Origin of the sequence: Streptomyces sp. cmx-4-9, from assembly GCF_046548835.1 — a bacterium.
Classification (GTDB): Bacteria; Actinomycetota; Actinomycetes; order Streptomycetales; family Streptomycetaceae; genus Streptomyces.
The window spans coordinates 271,373-286,147 of record NZ_JAEBEE010000009.1 but is presented as its reverse complement, the minus strand read 5'-3'; the positions used below and the strand labels follow the sequence as shown (position 1 = coordinate 286,147).

At 72.1% G+C, this 14,775-nt stretch carries 13 protein-coding genes; 2 read left to right on the top strand and 11 right to left on the bottom strand.

Translation table 11 applies throughout. The annotated features are described in order from the left end of the window. Positions 1–130 precede the first annotated feature (130 nt). The 9 genes from ruvA to pgsA form a co-directional block, all read right to left on the bottom strand. Positions 131–763: a Holliday junction branch migration protein RuvA gene (ruvA, locus tag ACLJTM_RS27885; protein WP_411106482.1), complete on the bottom strand. Its 633-nt coding sequence runs from the start codon at positions 761–763 to the stop codon at positions 131–133. Beyond that, a complete protein-coding gene (ruvC, locus tag ACLJTM_RS27880; protein ID WP_411106481.1) occupies positions 760–1,299 on the bottom strand; it encodes a crossover junction endodeoxyribonuclease RuvC in 540 nt (179 codons plus the stop codon). Before ruvC ends, ruvA begins: the two co-directional genes overlap by 4 nt. 144 nt (positions 1,300–1,443) lie before the next feature. Beyond that, positions 1,444–2,196 carry a YebC/PmpR family DNA-binding transcriptional regulator gene (locus ACLJTM_RS27875; protein WP_411106480.1) on the bottom strand — a complete coding sequence of 251 codons (753 nt, stop codon included), beginning with the start codon at positions 2,194–2,196 and terminating at the stop codon, positions 1,444–1,446. 57 nt (positions 2,197–2,253) lie between these two features. After that, entirely contained in the window at positions 2,254–2,844 is a 591-nt protein-coding gene (gene pdxT / locus ACLJTM_RS27870) for a pyridoxal 5'-phosphate synthase glutaminase subunit PdxT (protein ID WP_411106479.1), read from the bottom strand. An 8-nt stretch (positions 2,845–2,852) separates the two neighbouring features. Next, positions 2,853–3,770, bottom strand: a complete 918-nt coding sequence (pdxS, locus tag ACLJTM_RS27865) for a pyridoxal 5'-phosphate synthase lyase subunit PdxS (RefSeq protein ID WP_281205812.1) — start codon at positions 3,768–3,770, stop codon at positions 2,853–2,855. Between the two features lie 192 nt (positions 3,771–3,962). Further along, positions 3,963–4,505, bottom strand: coding sequence for a hypothetical protein (locus ACLJTM_RS27860; protein WP_411106478.1), 543 nt, complete (start codon positions 4,503–4,505; stop codon positions 3,963–3,965). 241 nt (positions 4,506–4,746) lie between these two features. After that, entirely contained in the window at positions 4,747–5,907 is a 1,161-nt protein-coding gene (locus ACLJTM_RS27855) for a glycosyltransferase family 4 protein (protein ID WP_411106477.1), read from the bottom strand. After that, positions 5,907–6,827 carry a phosphatidylinositol mannoside acyltransferase gene (locus ACLJTM_RS27850; RefSeq protein ID WP_411106476.1) on the bottom strand — a complete coding sequence of 307 codons (921 nt, stop codon included), beginning with the start codon at positions 6,825–6,827 and terminating at the stop codon, positions 5,907–5,909. The genes ACLJTM_RS27855 and ACLJTM_RS27850 overlap by 1 nt, the downstream gene beginning before the upstream one ends. Beyond that, positions 6,827–7,507 (bottom strand): phosphatidylinositol phosphate synthase, encoded by a 681-nt coding sequence (pgsA, locus tag ACLJTM_RS27845; RefSeq protein ID WP_411106475.1) that lies wholly within the window; start codon positions 7,505–7,507, stop codon positions 6,827–6,829. Before pgsA ends, ACLJTM_RS27850 begins: the two co-directional genes overlap by 1 nt. 407 nt (positions 7,508–7,914) lie before the next feature. On the opposite strand from pgsA, the gene ACLJTM_RS27840 reads away from it, so the two are divergent. Together ACLJTM_RS27840 and ACLJTM_RS27835 are read left to right on the top strand one after the other, a co-directional pair. After that, entirely contained in the window at positions 7,915–10,164 is a 2,250-nt protein-coding gene (locus ACLJTM_RS27840) for an elongation factor G-like protein EF-G2 (protein WP_411106474.1), read from the top strand. A 134-nt stretch (positions 10,165–10,298) separates the two neighbouring features. After that, a complete protein-coding gene (locus ACLJTM_RS27835) occupies positions 10,299–11,960 on the top strand; it encodes a hypothetical protein (RefSeq protein WP_411106473.1) in 1,662 nt (553 codons plus the stop codon). 180 nt (positions 11,961–12,140) lie between these two features. Here the strand turns inward: ACLJTM_RS27835 and ACLJTM_RS27830 are convergent, their stop codons facing one another. Further along, positions 12,141–12,701 (bottom strand): HIT family protein, encoded by a 561-nt coding sequence (locus ACLJTM_RS27830; RefSeq protein WP_411106472.1) that lies wholly within the window; start codon positions 12,699–12,701, stop codon positions 12,141–12,143. A 71-nt stretch (positions 12,702–12,772) separates the two neighbouring features. After that, the gene (gene thrS, locus ACLJTM_RS27825; protein WP_411106471.1) at positions 12,773–14,749 is read right to left on the bottom strand and encodes a threonine--tRNA ligase; all 1,977 of its coding nucleotides are present in this window, start codon (positions 14,747–14,749) and stop codon (positions 12,773–12,775) included. Positions 14,750–14,775 lie beyond the last annotated feature (26 nt).

Here is a 14,775-nt window from a genome sequence, read left to right as displayed (position 1 = left end):
TGGGGCGCGGTGTCCTCGGTGGGGCACTGTCTCGGGGTGGGGCCCGGTCCGCGGGTGGGACGCGGTCTCCGGGGGTGCTGCGACCGGCCGGGGGCGGTGGCGGCGGCCCGGCGGCGGCGCTGCGGGCCGGTCAGCGGGCGCGGTTCAGGGACTGCAGGGCCGCCCTCAGCAGCTGGGGCACGGGCGCGGCGCCCCCGGCGGCGATGGCGGCCTCGGCCTGCGGGGTCACCGCGGAGACCGCGTCGTCGGCTTCCCGCGCGGCGTAGCCCAGGCCGATCAGGGCCGCGGCGAGCTGCTCGGTCCACGGCGCCGGGCCGGCGGCCGCGGCCCGCTGCGCACCGACGAGGCCGCTGGTCCCCAGCGGGGCCCCCAGCTTGTCCTTCAGCTCCAGCAGCAGCTTCTGCGCGCCCTTCTTGCCGATGCCCGGGACCGCCGTCAGCGCCTTCTCGTCCCCCGTGGACACGGCCAGGCGGAGGGCGTCCGGGCTGTGCACCCCGAGCATGGCCTGGGCGAGCCGCGGCCCGACCCCGCTGGCGGTCTGGAGCAGCTCGAACACCTGCCGCTCGTCGTCGTCGGCGAAGCCGTACAGGGTCAGCGAGTCCTCCCGTACGACCAGGGAGGTCGCCAGGCGGGCCGGCTCCCCCGTCCGCAGGCCGGCGAGGGTGGCGGGCGTGCACTGCACGGCCATGCCGACGCCCCCGACCTCGATCACGGCCAGGGTGGGGGCGAGCGCGGCGACCGGGCCGCTGACGAAGGCGATCATCGGGTACGGCCTTTCGGGGCGTGCTGGGCGTGCAGGGCGACCGCCTGCTGGAGGCGGTTCTGGGCGGGGGCCCGCCAGATGTGGCAGATGGCAAGGGCGAGGGCGTCGGCGGCATCGGCGGGCCGGGGCGGTTCGGCCAACCGCAGCAGCCGGGTCACCATGGCTCCGACCTGCGCTTTGTCGGCCCGGCCGCTGCCGGTGACGGCAGCCTTGACCTCGCTGGGGGTGTGCAGGGCGACCGGCAGTCCGCGGCGGGCCGCGCAGAGCATGGCGACGGCGCTCGCCTGGGCGGTGCCCATCACGGTGCTGACGTTGTGCTGGCTGAACACCCGCTCCACCGCGACGACTTCGGGGCGGTGCGTGTCGATCCACTCCTCGATGCCCTGCTCGATCGCGACGAGCCGGTGGCCCAACTCGGCGTCCGCCGGGGTCCGTACGACCCCCACGCCGAGCATGGCCAGGGGGCGTCCGGCGACTCCCTCGACGACGCCGACGCCGCACCGCGTCAGCCCCGGGTCCACGCCGAGTACGCGCACCGCAGCCCCCTCCCCTCGCTCACCTGTCCGTGTCGGTGCAGGCTACCGGGCCCCACTGACAAAGCGACGGGCCGACGGGGTGTGTCCCGTCGGCCCGTCTCAAGCAGCGTCCCCACCGGCCGCGCGGGGCCGGAAGGGGTGGTGCTACGCGTCGACCTTCTCCATGACCTCGTCGGAGACGTCGAAGTTGGCGAAGACGTTCTGCACGTCGTCGCTGTCCTCGAGGGCGTCGATGAGCTTGAAGATCTTGCGCGCACCCTCTTCGTCCAGCTCGACCTGCATGGTCGGCAGGAAGTTGGAGTCGGCCGAGTCGTAGTCGATGCCCGCCTGCTGGAGCGCGGTGCGGACCGCGACCATGTCGGTGGCCTCGCTGATGATCTCGAAGCTCTCGCCGAGGTCGTTGACCTCCTCGGCGCCGGCTTCGAGCACCGTCTCCAGGATGTCGTCCTCGGAGAGCTCGCCCTTGGGCAGGAGGACGACGCCCTTGCGGTTGAACAGGTACGAGACGGAGCCCGGGTCGGCCATCGAACCGCCGTTGCGGGTCATGGCGACCCGTACGTCGGAGGCGGCGCGGTTGCGGTTGTCGGTGAGGCACTCGATGAGCACCGCGACGCCGTTCGGGCCGTAGCCCTCGTACATGATCGTCTCGTAGTCGGCGCCGCCGGCTTCGAGACCGCCGCCGCGCTTGACCGCGGAGTCGATGTTCTTGTTCGGGACCGAGCTCTTCTTCGCCTTCTGGATGGCGTCGAAGAGGGTGGGGTTGCCGTCGACGTCGGCGCCGCCCATACGGGCCGCGACCTCGATGTTCTTGATCAGCTTCGCGAAGAGCTTGCCGCGCTTGGCGTCAACCACGGCCTTCTTGTGCTTCGTCGTAGCCCATTTAGAGTGGCCGGACATCTGCCTGTCTCCTTCGCGTCACCAACAATGTTCGCCTCGGATCCTACCGGGACCCGGTCACAGCCCCGCGCGCACCATGTCGACGAAATACGCGTGGACGCGGTCGTCGCCGGTCAGCTCGGGGTGGAAGGAGGTGGCCAGGACGTTGCCCTGGCGTACGGCGACCGTGTGGCCGTCGTGCACGGCGAGCACCTCGGCGGCGCCCCCGACCGACTCGACCCAGGGGGCGCGGATGAACACGCCCTGGACGGGGCCGCCCTCGATGCCGGCGAACTCCACCTGGGCCTCGAAGGACTCGTTCTGCCGGCCGAAGGCGTTGCGGCGGACGATCATGTCGATGCCGCCCAGCGTCTCCTGGTCCTCACGGCCGTCCAGGAGCTTGTCGGCGAGCATGATCATGCCGGCGCAGGTGCCGTAGACCGGCATCCCGGCCCGCACGCGCGCGCGCAGCGGCTCCAGCATGCCGAACAGCACGGCCAGCTTCGACATGGTCGTGGACTCGCCGCCGGGGATCACCAGCGCGTCGACCTCGGCGAGCTCTTCGGGACGCCGGACCGGCCTGGCCACGGCGTCCGCCGCGGCCAGGGCGATCAGGTGCTCCCGTACGTCGCCCTGGAGGGCCAGGACACCAATCACGGGGGTGGTCATGGCGGTGACTACCAGCCGCGGTTGGCGTAGCGCTCGGCCTCGGGCAGCGTGTCGCAGTTGATGCCGACCATGGCCTCGCCCAGGTTGCGGGAGGCGTCCGCGATGATCTTCGGGTCGTCGTAGAAGGTGGTGGCCTTCACGATGGCGGCGGCGCGCTTGGCCGGGTCGCCCGACTTGAAGATGCCGGAGCCGACGAAGACGCCCTCGGCGCCGAGCTGGCGCATCAGCGCGGCGTCGGCCGGGGTGGCGACGCCGCCGGCGGAGAACAGCACCACCGGGAGCTTGCCGAGCTCGGCGACCTCCTTGACCAGCTCGTACGGGGCGCGCAGGTCCTTGGCGGCGGCGAACAGCTCGTTGTTGTCGTAGCCGCGCAGACGGGCGATCTCGTTCTTGATCTGGCGCAGGTGGCGGACGGCCTCGACGACGTTGCCGGTGCCGGCCTCGCCCTTCGAGCGGATCATGGCCGCGCCCTCGGCGATGCGGCGCAGGGCCTCGCCCAGGTTGGTGGCGCCGCAGACGAAGGGGGTGGTGAACGCCCACTTGTCGGAGTGGTTGACCTCGTCGGCCGGGGTCAGGACCTCGGACTCGTCGATGTAGTCGACGCCGAGGGACTGCAGGACCTGGGCCTCGACGAAGTGGCCGATGCGGGACTTGGCCATGACCGGGATGGAAACGGCCTCGATGATCTCTTCGATCATGTTGGGGTCCGACATGCGGGCGACCCCGCCGTCCTTGCGGATGTCGGCCGGAACCCGCTCCAGGGCCATGACGGCCACGGCGCCGGCGTCCTCGGCGATCTTCGCCTGCTCGGCGTTGACCACGTCCATGATCACGCCGCCCTTGAGCTGCTCGGCCATGCCGCGCTTGACGCGCGAGGTGCCGATCGCCGACTCGGCGGACTGGGGAGAGGTGGGAAGCGTGCTCACGGATGACCTCACTCGAAGGGAACGCGGAAGGAAGACGGGTTCTACTGGGCCGAGGAAACCGCACCGACCAGTCCACAGCAAGGGCCAATGTGGAGCCGGTGGCCCCTCCACTTGTCCCCTGCGGCACTGGACCGGCCCGCCTGGGGCCCACCCGGAGGCCCGCAAGGGGACCCGTCAAGATCCGGAAGGTCCTCAGACGGGCCGCTCGGCGAGGTCCGCCGGGGGTTCGTCGTCCATCTCGAAGGCGAGCGGGAAGGGGGCGTGCCCGGCCAGCCGGAACCAGCGCACCTTGCGGTGCCGGCGCAGGGCGCGGGCGGCCCGTACGGCGTCGTTGTGGAAGCGCCGCGCCATGGGCACCCGCCGGACGGCCGCGGCCAGCTCCTCGGTGGCCTCGGCCCCGCCGGGCGCCGCCTTCAGCACCTCGACCTGGTCGGCGTCGGCGAACACGGCGCGCAGCGCCTGGCTGAGCTCGCTCTCGGCGACCTCTCTGTGCTCCTCCTCGGCCTGCCGGGCGGCGTGCGCGGACTCGTAGAGCACCAGGGAGGAGGCGGGGTCCAGCACCCCGGAGGTGGCAACCTCCAGCACCACCGACGCCCGCCGCACGAGCTGGGCGTCGAGCGCGGCCCGGGCTGCGTCCATCCGGGAGTGCAGCCGGTCGAGCCGCCCGGCGGTCCAGCTGAGGTAGACCCCGACGGCTCCGAGGCCCAGGGCGATCCAGACAAGGGTTTCGATCACGGGCCGCGACTCTACCGCCGACCGCGCGCCGGGCCCCGCCCGGCCCGGAGCCGCCCGGCCCGCGGAGCGCCCGGCCGCGGCTCCCGGAAGAACCCCGGACGCGCCTCAGCCCGCCCAGCCCTCCACGACCCCCGCAACCTCGGCCGGGCCCCGACAAGATCCGAGAGGGGCGGCCTGATAGTGCTGTGACCGGAAAGGCGTGCCGGGCGCCGCGACCCGGTGAACCTTCCCGGTCACCGCACTAGTCCCGGGAGAAGCCCAGGCGGGTGCGCAGGGGGATGCGTTCGTCGGCGGCCACCGCGGCCGCGCCGTCCGTGACCGTCTCGTACACGGCCAGGATGTCCGCGCCCACCGTGGACCAGTCGAACCGGCGGACGTGCGCCGAGCCGCGTGCGCTCAGCTCGGCCCGCCGGGCCGGGTCGCGCAGCAGGCGGACGGCGGCCGCCGCCAGCGCGTCGGAGTCCTCGTTCGCGAAGAGTTCGCCCGCCCCGCCCTGGTCCAGTACCTGGGCGAAGGCGTCCAGGTCGGAGGCCAGCACCGTCGCGCCCGCCGACAGGGCCTCCACGAGGATGATGCCGAAGCTCTCGCCGCCGGTGTTGGGGGCGACGTACACGTCCACGCTGCGCAGCAGCCGCGCCTTGTCCTCGTCCGAGACCATGCCGAGGAACTCGACCCGGGAGCGGAGCTCCGGCGGCAGGGCGGCCACCGCCTCCTCCTCGTCGCCGCGGCCGGCGACCAGCAGCCGGACCTCGGGGCAGGCTGCCACGATGTTCGGGAAGGCCGCCATCAGCACCGGCAGGCCCTTGCGCGGCTCGTCGATGCGGCCGATGAAGCCGAGGGTCTGGCCGCCCCACTCCGCCTTGGGGTCGGCCGAGGCGAAGAAGTCGACGTCCACGCCGTTCGGGATCACCACCGCGTCCCCGCCGAGGTGCTCCACCAGGGTGCGCCGGGCGTACTCGCTGACCGCGATCCGGGCGCTGATCTTCTCCAGGGCCGGCTGGAGGATCGGGTACGCGGCGATCATCGCCCGCGACCGCGGGTTCGAGGTGTGGAAGGTGGCGACGATCGGGCCCTGCGCGGCCCAGCAGGACAGCAGTCCCAGCGAGGGCGAGGCGGGCTCGTGGATGTGGATCACGTCGAAGGTGCCGTCGTGCAGCCAGCGGCGCACCCGGGCCGCCGACAGGAACCCGAAGTTCAGCCGGGCCACGGAGCCGTTGTACGGGACCGGCACCGCCCGGCCCGCGGAGACCACGTACGGCGGCAGGGGGGTCTCGTCGTCCGCCGGGGCCAGCACGGACACCGCGTGCCCGAGCCGGATCAGGTGCTCCGCGAGGTCCCGGATGTGGAACTGGACGCCGCCGGGCACGTCCCAGGAGTACGGGCACACGATGCCGATCTTCACTACGCGTGCTCCCCCTGGTCGGCCCGGTCGTCCAGGTCGTCGAGCCACAGCCGCTGGAGCATGTGCCAGTCCTGCGGGTGCTCGGCGATGCCCCGGGCGAAGGCGTCGGCCACCGACTGGGTCATGGCGGCGGTCTTCTCGGACCGGGTGCCCGTCTTCGGCACTTCCACCTCGGGGTGGATCCGGCCGTACATCTTGGGCGTGTCGCCGTAGTACAGGGTCGCCGGGAGCAGGACCGCCCCCGTGTGCTGGGCCAGCATCGCCGGGCCGGCCGGCATCCGCGCCCTGGCGCCGAAGAAGTCCACCTCCACCCCGGAGTCCGACAGGTCGCGGTCGGCCACGAGGCAGACGAGGCCGCCGGAGCGCAGCCGCCGGGCGAGGGTGCCGAAGGCGGAGCCGCCGGTGTGCGGCAGGACCTCCATGCCCAGGCTCTCGCGGTAGGCGACGAAGCGGTCGAAGAGGCTCTCGGGCTTGAGTCGTTCGGCGACCGTCGTGAAGGGCACCCCGATGTGGCAGATCGCCCAGGCGCCGGCGAGGTCCCAGTTGGCCAGGTGCGGCAGGGCCACCACGACTCCGCGCCCCGAGGCGAGGGCCTCGCGCAGGATGTGGTCGTCCTTGAGTTCGACGTCCTGGCCGAAGCGGGCGGTGTCCATGGCCGGCAGCCGGAAGGATTCCATCCAGTACCGCATGTACGAGCGCATCCCGGCCTGCGACAGCTCGCGCAGCCGCTCCGGGGAGGCGTCCGGCACCACCCGGGCCAGGTTGGACTCCAGGCGCAGCACGCTCTTGCCGCGCCGCTTCCAGGTGAAGTCGGCGATCCGGCGGCCGAGGGCCACCGCTGCGGGCTCGGGGAGCTTTTTGACCCCGGCCCAGCCCAGGCCGTAGAGCCCGTCGACCAGCTTCTCTCGTGCGCTGCCCATCAGGCCTGACCGCCTTCGGGGGTCTCGGCGGCCGCAGCCGCGGCGGCCGCATCGGCCTCGGCCGACTCTCGGCGTACGGTGACCACCCGCTGGATCAGCGTGACCAGCGAGCCCGCGGCCACCACCCACAGGGCGACGGGCAGGAGCACGCCGATCCAGGAGGGCACCCCGAAGGTCTGCAGGCCGGACAGGCCGGCCGCGACCAGCGAGATCACCAGGCGTTCGGCGCGTTCGATGAGGCCGTTGACGGCGACCGGAAGCCCGATCGCCTCGCCCCGGGCCTTGGTGTACGAGACCACCTGGCCGCTGGCCAGGCAGAAGATCGCCACCGCGCACAGCACGTTGTCGTGGCCGCCGCCCGCGTACCAGAGCGCGAGCCCGCCGAAGATGGCCGCGTCGGCCACCCGGTCGAGCGTGGAGTCGAGGAACGCGCCCCACCGGCTGGACACCCCGGCCTGGCGGGCCATGTTCCCGTCCACCAGGTCGGAGAAGACGAAGAGGGTGATGGTGATCGTGCCCCAGAAGAACTCGCCGCGGGGGAAGAAGACCAGCGCTCCCGCCACCACTCCGGCCGTGCCGATCAGGGTGACCGCGTCCGGGCTCACCCCCCGCCGGAGCAGAAAAGCGGCGAATGGCGTGAGGACACGCGTGAAGAATGCACGCGCGTACTTGTTCAGCATGGCCTTCCCGGAGGGTCGCTGGGCCGCACGGCCACCACGGCCACCGGCTGGCCCATCGTAGCCAGCGCACCGCCCTCCGTACGCCGCGCACCCACCGGTTCGTCCCGGGGATGCCCCGCGGGGGTCCGCCGGGCGGCCCCCGGACCGTTCCCGGCCGCCTTTCCGGGCGGCCTCCCGACCGGGCGCCCGTCCCGCCGGGGCGCGACGTATGGACGCGGTGGGGAGCCGGTGCAAAGCTCGAAGAACATCAGGTTCCTCTTTCGCGAGGGGCGCCGGGAGACCGCCGCGGGACCCGCCGGGGATACCGCGGGGCACGGCGCCTGCTCGCACCCCTCGCGCCCCTCGGATTCCGGGGAACGCGCCCTCAGCACACCTCCTCACCGTCACCACCGGGAGGCACGAGCACCATGGGAGCCACCTCACACCACGCCGGAGCCGCCGGCAGGGCACCGACGGCCGACCACCCGTCCTCCGTACGGAACGTCGTGCTGGTCGGCCACAGCGGATCCGGCAAGACCACGCTGGCCGAGGCCCTCGCCCTGACCGCGGGCGCGGTCAAGCGGGCGGGCCGGGTCGAGGACGGCAGCACCGTCTCGGACCACGACGAGATCGAGCACCGGCGGCAGCGCTCCGTCCAGCTCTCCCTCGTCCCCGTCGAATGGGGCGGAATCAAGATCAACATCTTGGACACCCCCGGATACGCCGACTTCGTCGGAGAACTCAGGGCCGGTCTGCGCGCCGCGGACGCGGCCCTCTTCGTCGTCTCGGCCGCCGACGGCGCCGAAGGCCTCTCCGGCGCCACCCGCATGGTGTGGGACGAGTGCGAGGCCGTCGGCATGCCCCGCGCCATCGTCGTCACCCACCTGGAGGCGGCCCGGGCCGACTACGACCGGATGGCCGCCGTCTGCGGCGAGACCTTCGGCGCCGAGGACCCCGACGCCGTCATCCCCCTCCACCTCCCGCTCTACGGGCCCGCCACCGGCGGCCACGCGCCCGTCACCGGCCTGCTGGGCCTGCTCTCCCGGCGCGTCCACGCTTACTCCTCCGGCGAGCGGACCGAGCGCGACCCGGACCCGGAGGAGTTCGCCCTGATCACCGGGGCCCGCTCCCGCCTGATCGAGGCGATCATCGCCCAGAGCGAGGACGAGGGGCTGATGGACCGCTACCTCGGCGGGGAGGAGATCGACCTCAAGACCCTCGTGGACGACCTGGAGCGCGCCGTCGCCCGGGGCACCTTCCACCCCGTCCTGATGGCCGCCCCCGCCGCGGACGGCGCACGGCAGGGCCTGGGCACGGTGGAACTGCTGGAGCTGATCACCGGCGGCTTCCCCACCCCGCTGGAACGGGCTCCGGTCACCGTCACCTCCCCCGACGGCGCCGCCCGTCCCGAGGTGGTCTGCGACCCCGACGGCCCGCTGCTCGCCGAGGTCGTCAAAACCTCGTCCGACCCGTACGTGGGCCGCATCTCCCTGGTCCGCGTCTTCTCCGGCACCCTGACGCCCGAGGCCACCGTGCACGTCTGCGGCCACGGCCTGGCCGACGGCGACGGCGCCCACGCCCACGGCCACGGCCACGGCCACGAGGAGCAGGAGCTCCACCAGGCGGACGAGCGCATCGGCGCCCTCAGCTCCCCCTTCGGCAAGCAGCAGCGCACCCTCGCCCGGTGCATCGCGGGCGACCTGGCCTGCGTGGCCAAGCTCACCCGCGCCGAGACGGGCGACACCCTCTCCGCCAAGGAGGCCCCGCTCCTGATGGAGCCCTGGAGCATGCCCGACCCCCTGCTCCCCCTCGCCATCGAGGCCCACAGCAAAGCCGACGAGGACAAGCTCTCCCAGAGCCTGTCCCGGCTGGTCGCCGAGGACCCGACGATGCGCCTGGAACAGAACCCGCACACCCACCAGCTCGTCCTGTGGTGCCTCGGCGAAGCCCACCAGGACGTCGCCCTGGAACGGCTGCGCACCCGGTACGGGGTCCAGGTCGACCCGGTGGCGCACAAGGTGAGCCTGCGCGAGACCTTCGGCTCCGTGGCCAACGGGCGCGGCCGGCACGTCAAACAGTCAGGCGGGCACGGCCAGTTCGCGATCTGCGAGATCGAGGTCGCACCGCTCCCGCCGGGCAGCGGCATCGAGTTCGTCGACAAGGTGGTCGGCGGCGCCGTGCCCCGGCAGTTCATCCCGTCCGTGGAGAAGGGCGTACGCGCCCAGGCCGCCCGCGGCCTCGCGGCGGGCCACCCCCTGGTCGACGTGCGGGTCACCCTGCTCGACGGCAAGGCGCACTCGGTGGACTCCTCGGACGCCGCGTTCCAGACCGCGGGGGCCCTCGCCCTGCGCGAGGCCGCCGCCGAGGGCGGCGTGCAGCTCCTCGAACCGTTCGCGGAACTCGTCGTCCTGGTGCCCGACGAGTACGTCGGACCCGTGATGAACGATCTGGCCGGCCGGCGGGGCCGGGTGGTGGGCACCGAGCAGGCGGGGGCCGGGCGGACCCGGGTCCGTGCCGAGATCCCCGAGATCGAGATCGGCCGCTACGCCGTCGAACTGCGCTCCGTCTCGCACGGCACCGGCCGCTTCACCCGGGCCTACGTCCGGCATGAGCCCATGCCGCCGCAGATCGCCGAAAAGGTGCGCGAACAGGCCGGGAAGGGAAGCCAGTTCACATAGTGCTGCGGGAAGCCGCCCGTCCAACCTGCTTGCGATGGGCGGCATTTCCCTGTCCCATGACCATGGGGCGGGATCCGCCGATAGGCTCGTCGGCGCACCAAAAGAGCAGGAACGCACAGCGATGGGGGGCAGTGGTGGCGGACGACGGATTCGATTTCAGGCCCGGGGCACAGATTCCGCTCCAGGGCGGCGGCGGGCAGACGGCGGCGACCAACGCGCTGGCCTCCGCCGCCTACCGCGACGGCGCGGAGGACACCCGCCTGGCCGAGATACTCAAGGCCAACAGCGAGAACCACCCGGCGACGGTCAAACCGCCGAAGTTCTCCCTCTTCGAGCCCAGCCTGGGCGAGGCCTTCTGCCGGGCCGTGGAGGCCCGTACCCTCGGCGGCGCCCGCAAGCCGATCATCCAGTCCTTCGGCGCCGATCCGCAGACCATCGTGGAGCACTGCCTGGCCGCGTCCCGCATCCGCAAGGAGCGCGACCAGAAGCTCCGTCTGATCACCCTCGTCTGCGGGGTGCTCTTCCTGCCCGGGCTGCTGCTGTGGCTGGGGCTGTTCCAGCTCCGCAAATCCCTGTCCTCCGGCCGGCACGCCTCCTGGATCGGCACCGCGCTGCTGGTGGGCGTGGGCATCCTGGTGGCCGTCGCGATGTTCCGGCTGCCCTTCAGCGGCTTCCTCGGCATCTACCTCCGTGCCATGGTCATCGCGCCCGTCCTGGGCTGGCTGATGGCCCGCCGCCTGTGCGAGTCCACCGCCGCCGACCTGCGCGCCCGCTGGGACGGGCTGCTGGCGGGCGACGGCATCGGCGCCAAGATCCCGGACGCGGTCCCCGGCAACCCGGACGAGAAGGCCCGCGAGGACCTGCGCCGCCAGCTGGCCAAACTGACCGCCGAGGACCGCAGCAACCACGTCTTCTACGCGGGCCCCAAGGGCATCCTCGGCATGGGCACCCGGTGGGGCAGCTGGCAGATGGCCGAGGAGCTGACCCCGCGCTCCGAGGGCGCCGAGATCCACCCCTTCCGCAGCTGGGACGTCATCCGCGCGATCGACACCCAGCTGCGCAAGCTGGAGCGCGGCCCCCTGCACACCGGCGGCTTCCCGGCCGCCGCCATCCAGCACTGGATCGTCACGCCGGTCGGCGAGGGCGCCGCGGAGGTCGCCCGGCCCACCGGTGAGAACACCGACGCCTTCCTCATCAAGCCGCACGAGATCACCCGGATCTGCAACGAGCAGCAGTTCAGCGCGGGCAACCGGCACTACCTGGGCATCCAGTACCCGCTGTGGGACGGCCAGCTCGTCATCACCATGCTGGTGACCGTGACCGTGCTCTACAAGACGCTGCGGGTGGACGTCACCGCCCACGCCCTGGGCCCCGTGCACGGCCTGTTCACCACCAAGTCCAAGGCCCCCGTGGTCGAGGTGCCCAAGAGCATCCGCTTCTGGGAGACCGTCGAGCGGCCGCTGCCGCTGGTGGACACCCAGGAAGTGGTCCGCCTCGCCGTCCGCGCCCCGCTGACCTGGTACCCGCCGGTCCTCGACCACCTCGGCGGCAAGCTGGTCCTGCCCGAGCCCTTCGGCCTGCGCCACGTGTGGGCGGGCTCGATGTGGCGCCACCGCTTCATGGCCGACGACGCCCTGCGCACGGTCGCCCCGGTCCTGCGGGCGGTGCACGCCGCCACCTTCAAGGTCCTGGAGGAGAACGGCGTCGACACCGACCGCTTCACCAACCGCTCCTCGATCATGAGCGGGCTCATCCAGGAGCCGTCCCCGCGCAAGGCGGACGTGTACGACGCCTAGTGCGGTGACCGGAAAGGTCCACCGGGTCGCGGCGCCCGGCACGGCACCAGGTCGTCTCCAGAGGATTGTGCCGGGGCCCTGGGGCCGCGTCCGGGGACCGGCCCGGCCCGCCCCGGCCCCGGTTCCCGAGCCGGGGCGGGGGCCCGAGCCGGGGCGTCCGCGTGTCAGCGGGCCGGCTGGTCAGTCGGTGGGCCAGGAGTCCGCGAGCATCCGGCGGGTGTCCGCGAGCAGTTGGGGCAGCACCTTGGTGTGGCCCACGACCGGCATGAAGTTCGTGTCCCCGCCCCAGCGGGGCACGATGTGCTGGTGCAGGTGCGCGGCGATGCCGGCTCCGGCCGCCGCACCCTGGTTCATCCCGATGTTGAAGCCGTGCGCCCCCGACGCCTTGCGCAGGGCGGCCATGGCCCGCTTGGTCAGGTCAGCGAGCTCGGCCGTCTCGGGCCCGTCGAGCTCGGTGTAGTCGGCGACGTGCCGGTAGGGGACGACCATCAGGTGCCCGCCGTTGTACGGGTACAGGTTCAGCACGGCGTAGACGTGCTTGCCCCGGGCGACCACCAGGCCGTCCTCGTCCGACATCTCCGGAATCCCGCAGAAGGGACAGCCGTCACCGGCCTCCGGACCGGTCGGCTTGTTCTCCCCCTGGATGTACGCCATCCGGTGGGGCGTCCACAGTCGCTGGAACGCGTCCTGCGTGCCCACACCGATCTGCTGCTCCGGCTCAATCGTCATGGCATGCAGCATATGACCTGGCCCGCGCGGACGAGGAAGGCCCCCGGAAAGTGATCACTTCCCGGGGGCCCGCCGCGCACGGATCAGACCTGGACGCGGTCCTCGACGGCCTTGGCCAGCTTCGCCAGGGCCTCGTCCTTGGCGATGCCGTTCTCCTGCGAACCGTCGCGGTAGCGGAAGGAGACGGTGCCCGCGGCCATGTCCTCGTCACCGACGATGACCATGAACGGGACCTTGAGCTTCTGGTGGTTGCGGATCTTCTTCTGCATGCGGTCGGAGGAGGCGTCCACCTCGACGCGCAGGCCCTTCTTCTTCGCCTCGGCGGCGAACTCCTGGAGGTACTCCACGTGCCCGTCGCCGATCGGGATGCCGACGGCCTGGACCGGAGCCAGCCACGGCGGCATGGCGCCCGCGTAGTGCTCCAGCAGCACCGCGAAGAACCGCTCGATGGAGCCGAACAGCGCGCGGTGGATCATGACCGGGCGCTGGCGGCTGCCGTCCGGGGCGGTGTACTCCAGGTTGAAGCGCTCGGGCAGGTTGAAGTCGAGCTGGACGGTCGACATCTGCCAGGTGCGGCCGATGGCGTCCCGCGCCTGCACCGAGATCTTCGGGCCGTAGAAGGCCGCGCCGCCCGGGTCGGGGGTCAGCGGGAGGCCCTGCTTCTCCGCGACCTGCTGGAGGACCGCGGTGGCCTCCTCCCACGCCTCGTCCGAGCCGACGAACTTCTCCGGGTCCTTGGTCGACAGCTCCAGGTAGAAGTCGGTCAGACCGTAGTCCCGGAGCAGGTTCAGCACGAAGGTGAGGGTGCGGTCGAGCTCCTGCGCCATCTGCTCGCGGGTGCAGTAGATGTGCGCGTCGTCCTGGGTGAAGCCGCGCGCGCGGGTCAGGCCGTGCACGACGCCCGACTTCTCGTACCGGTACACGGTGCCGAACTCGAAGAGGCGCAGGGGCAGCTCGCGGTAGGAGCGCCCGCGGGCGTCGAAGATCAGGTTGTGCATCGGGCAGTTCATCGGCTTGAGGTAGTAGTCGGTACCGCCGTCGAGCTGCATGGGGGGGTACATGCCCTCCGCGTACCAGTCCAGGTGGCCGCTCTTCTCGAAGAGGGCGCCCTTGGTGGCGTGCGGGGTGTAGACGAACTCGTAGCCCTCCTCCTCGTGCCGGCGGCGCGAGTAGTCCTCCATGACCCGGCGGATGATGCCGCCGCGCGGGTGGAAGACGGCGAGGCCTGAGCCGATCTCGTCCGGGACGGAGAAGAGGTCGAGTTCGTTGCCGAGCTTGCGGTGGTCGCGCTTCTCGGCCTCGGCGAGGAAGTCGAGGTGGGCCTTCAGCTCGTCCTTGGTCGGCCACGCGGTGCCGTAGATGCGCTGGAGCATCGGGTTCTTCTCGCTGCCGCGCCAGTAGGCGGCCGCGTTGCGCATCAGCTTGAAGGCCGGGATGTTGCGGGTGGTGGGCAGGTGGGGACCGCGGCAGAGGTCCTTCCAGCACAGGTCGCCGGTCTTCGCGTCGAGGTTGTCGTAGATGGTCAGCTCGCCGCCGCCCACCTCGACGTCCGCGCCGTCGTCGGAGGACGCGGAGCCCTTGATGCCGATGAGCTCCAGCTTGTACGGCTCGTCGGCGAGCTCCTCGCGGGCCGCCTCGTCGGAGACCACGCGGCGGGCGAACCGCTGCCCGCGCTTCTGGATCTCCTGCATCTTCTTCTCGATGACCTTCAGGTCCTCGGGGGTGAAGGGCTTGGCCACGTCGAAGTCGTAGTAGAAGCCGTCCCGGACCGGCGGGCCGATGCCCAGCTTGGCCTCGGGGAAGAGCTCCTGCACGGCCTGCGCCATGACGTGCGCGGTCGAGTGGCGCAGGATGTTGAGGCCGTCCTCGGAGGAGATCTCCACCGGTTCGACGGTGTCGCCGTCCTTCACCTCGTGGGCGAGGTCCTTCAACTCACCTGCGATGCGCGCGGCGACGATGGTGCGCTCGCCGGCGAAGAGCTCCGCCGCCGTAGTGCCCGTGGCCACCACGCGCTCGTCCCGCTCGGAATCGCGTTGGATGATCACACGGACGTCTGACACCGGTCTCTCCTGACTCAGGGGGTGCG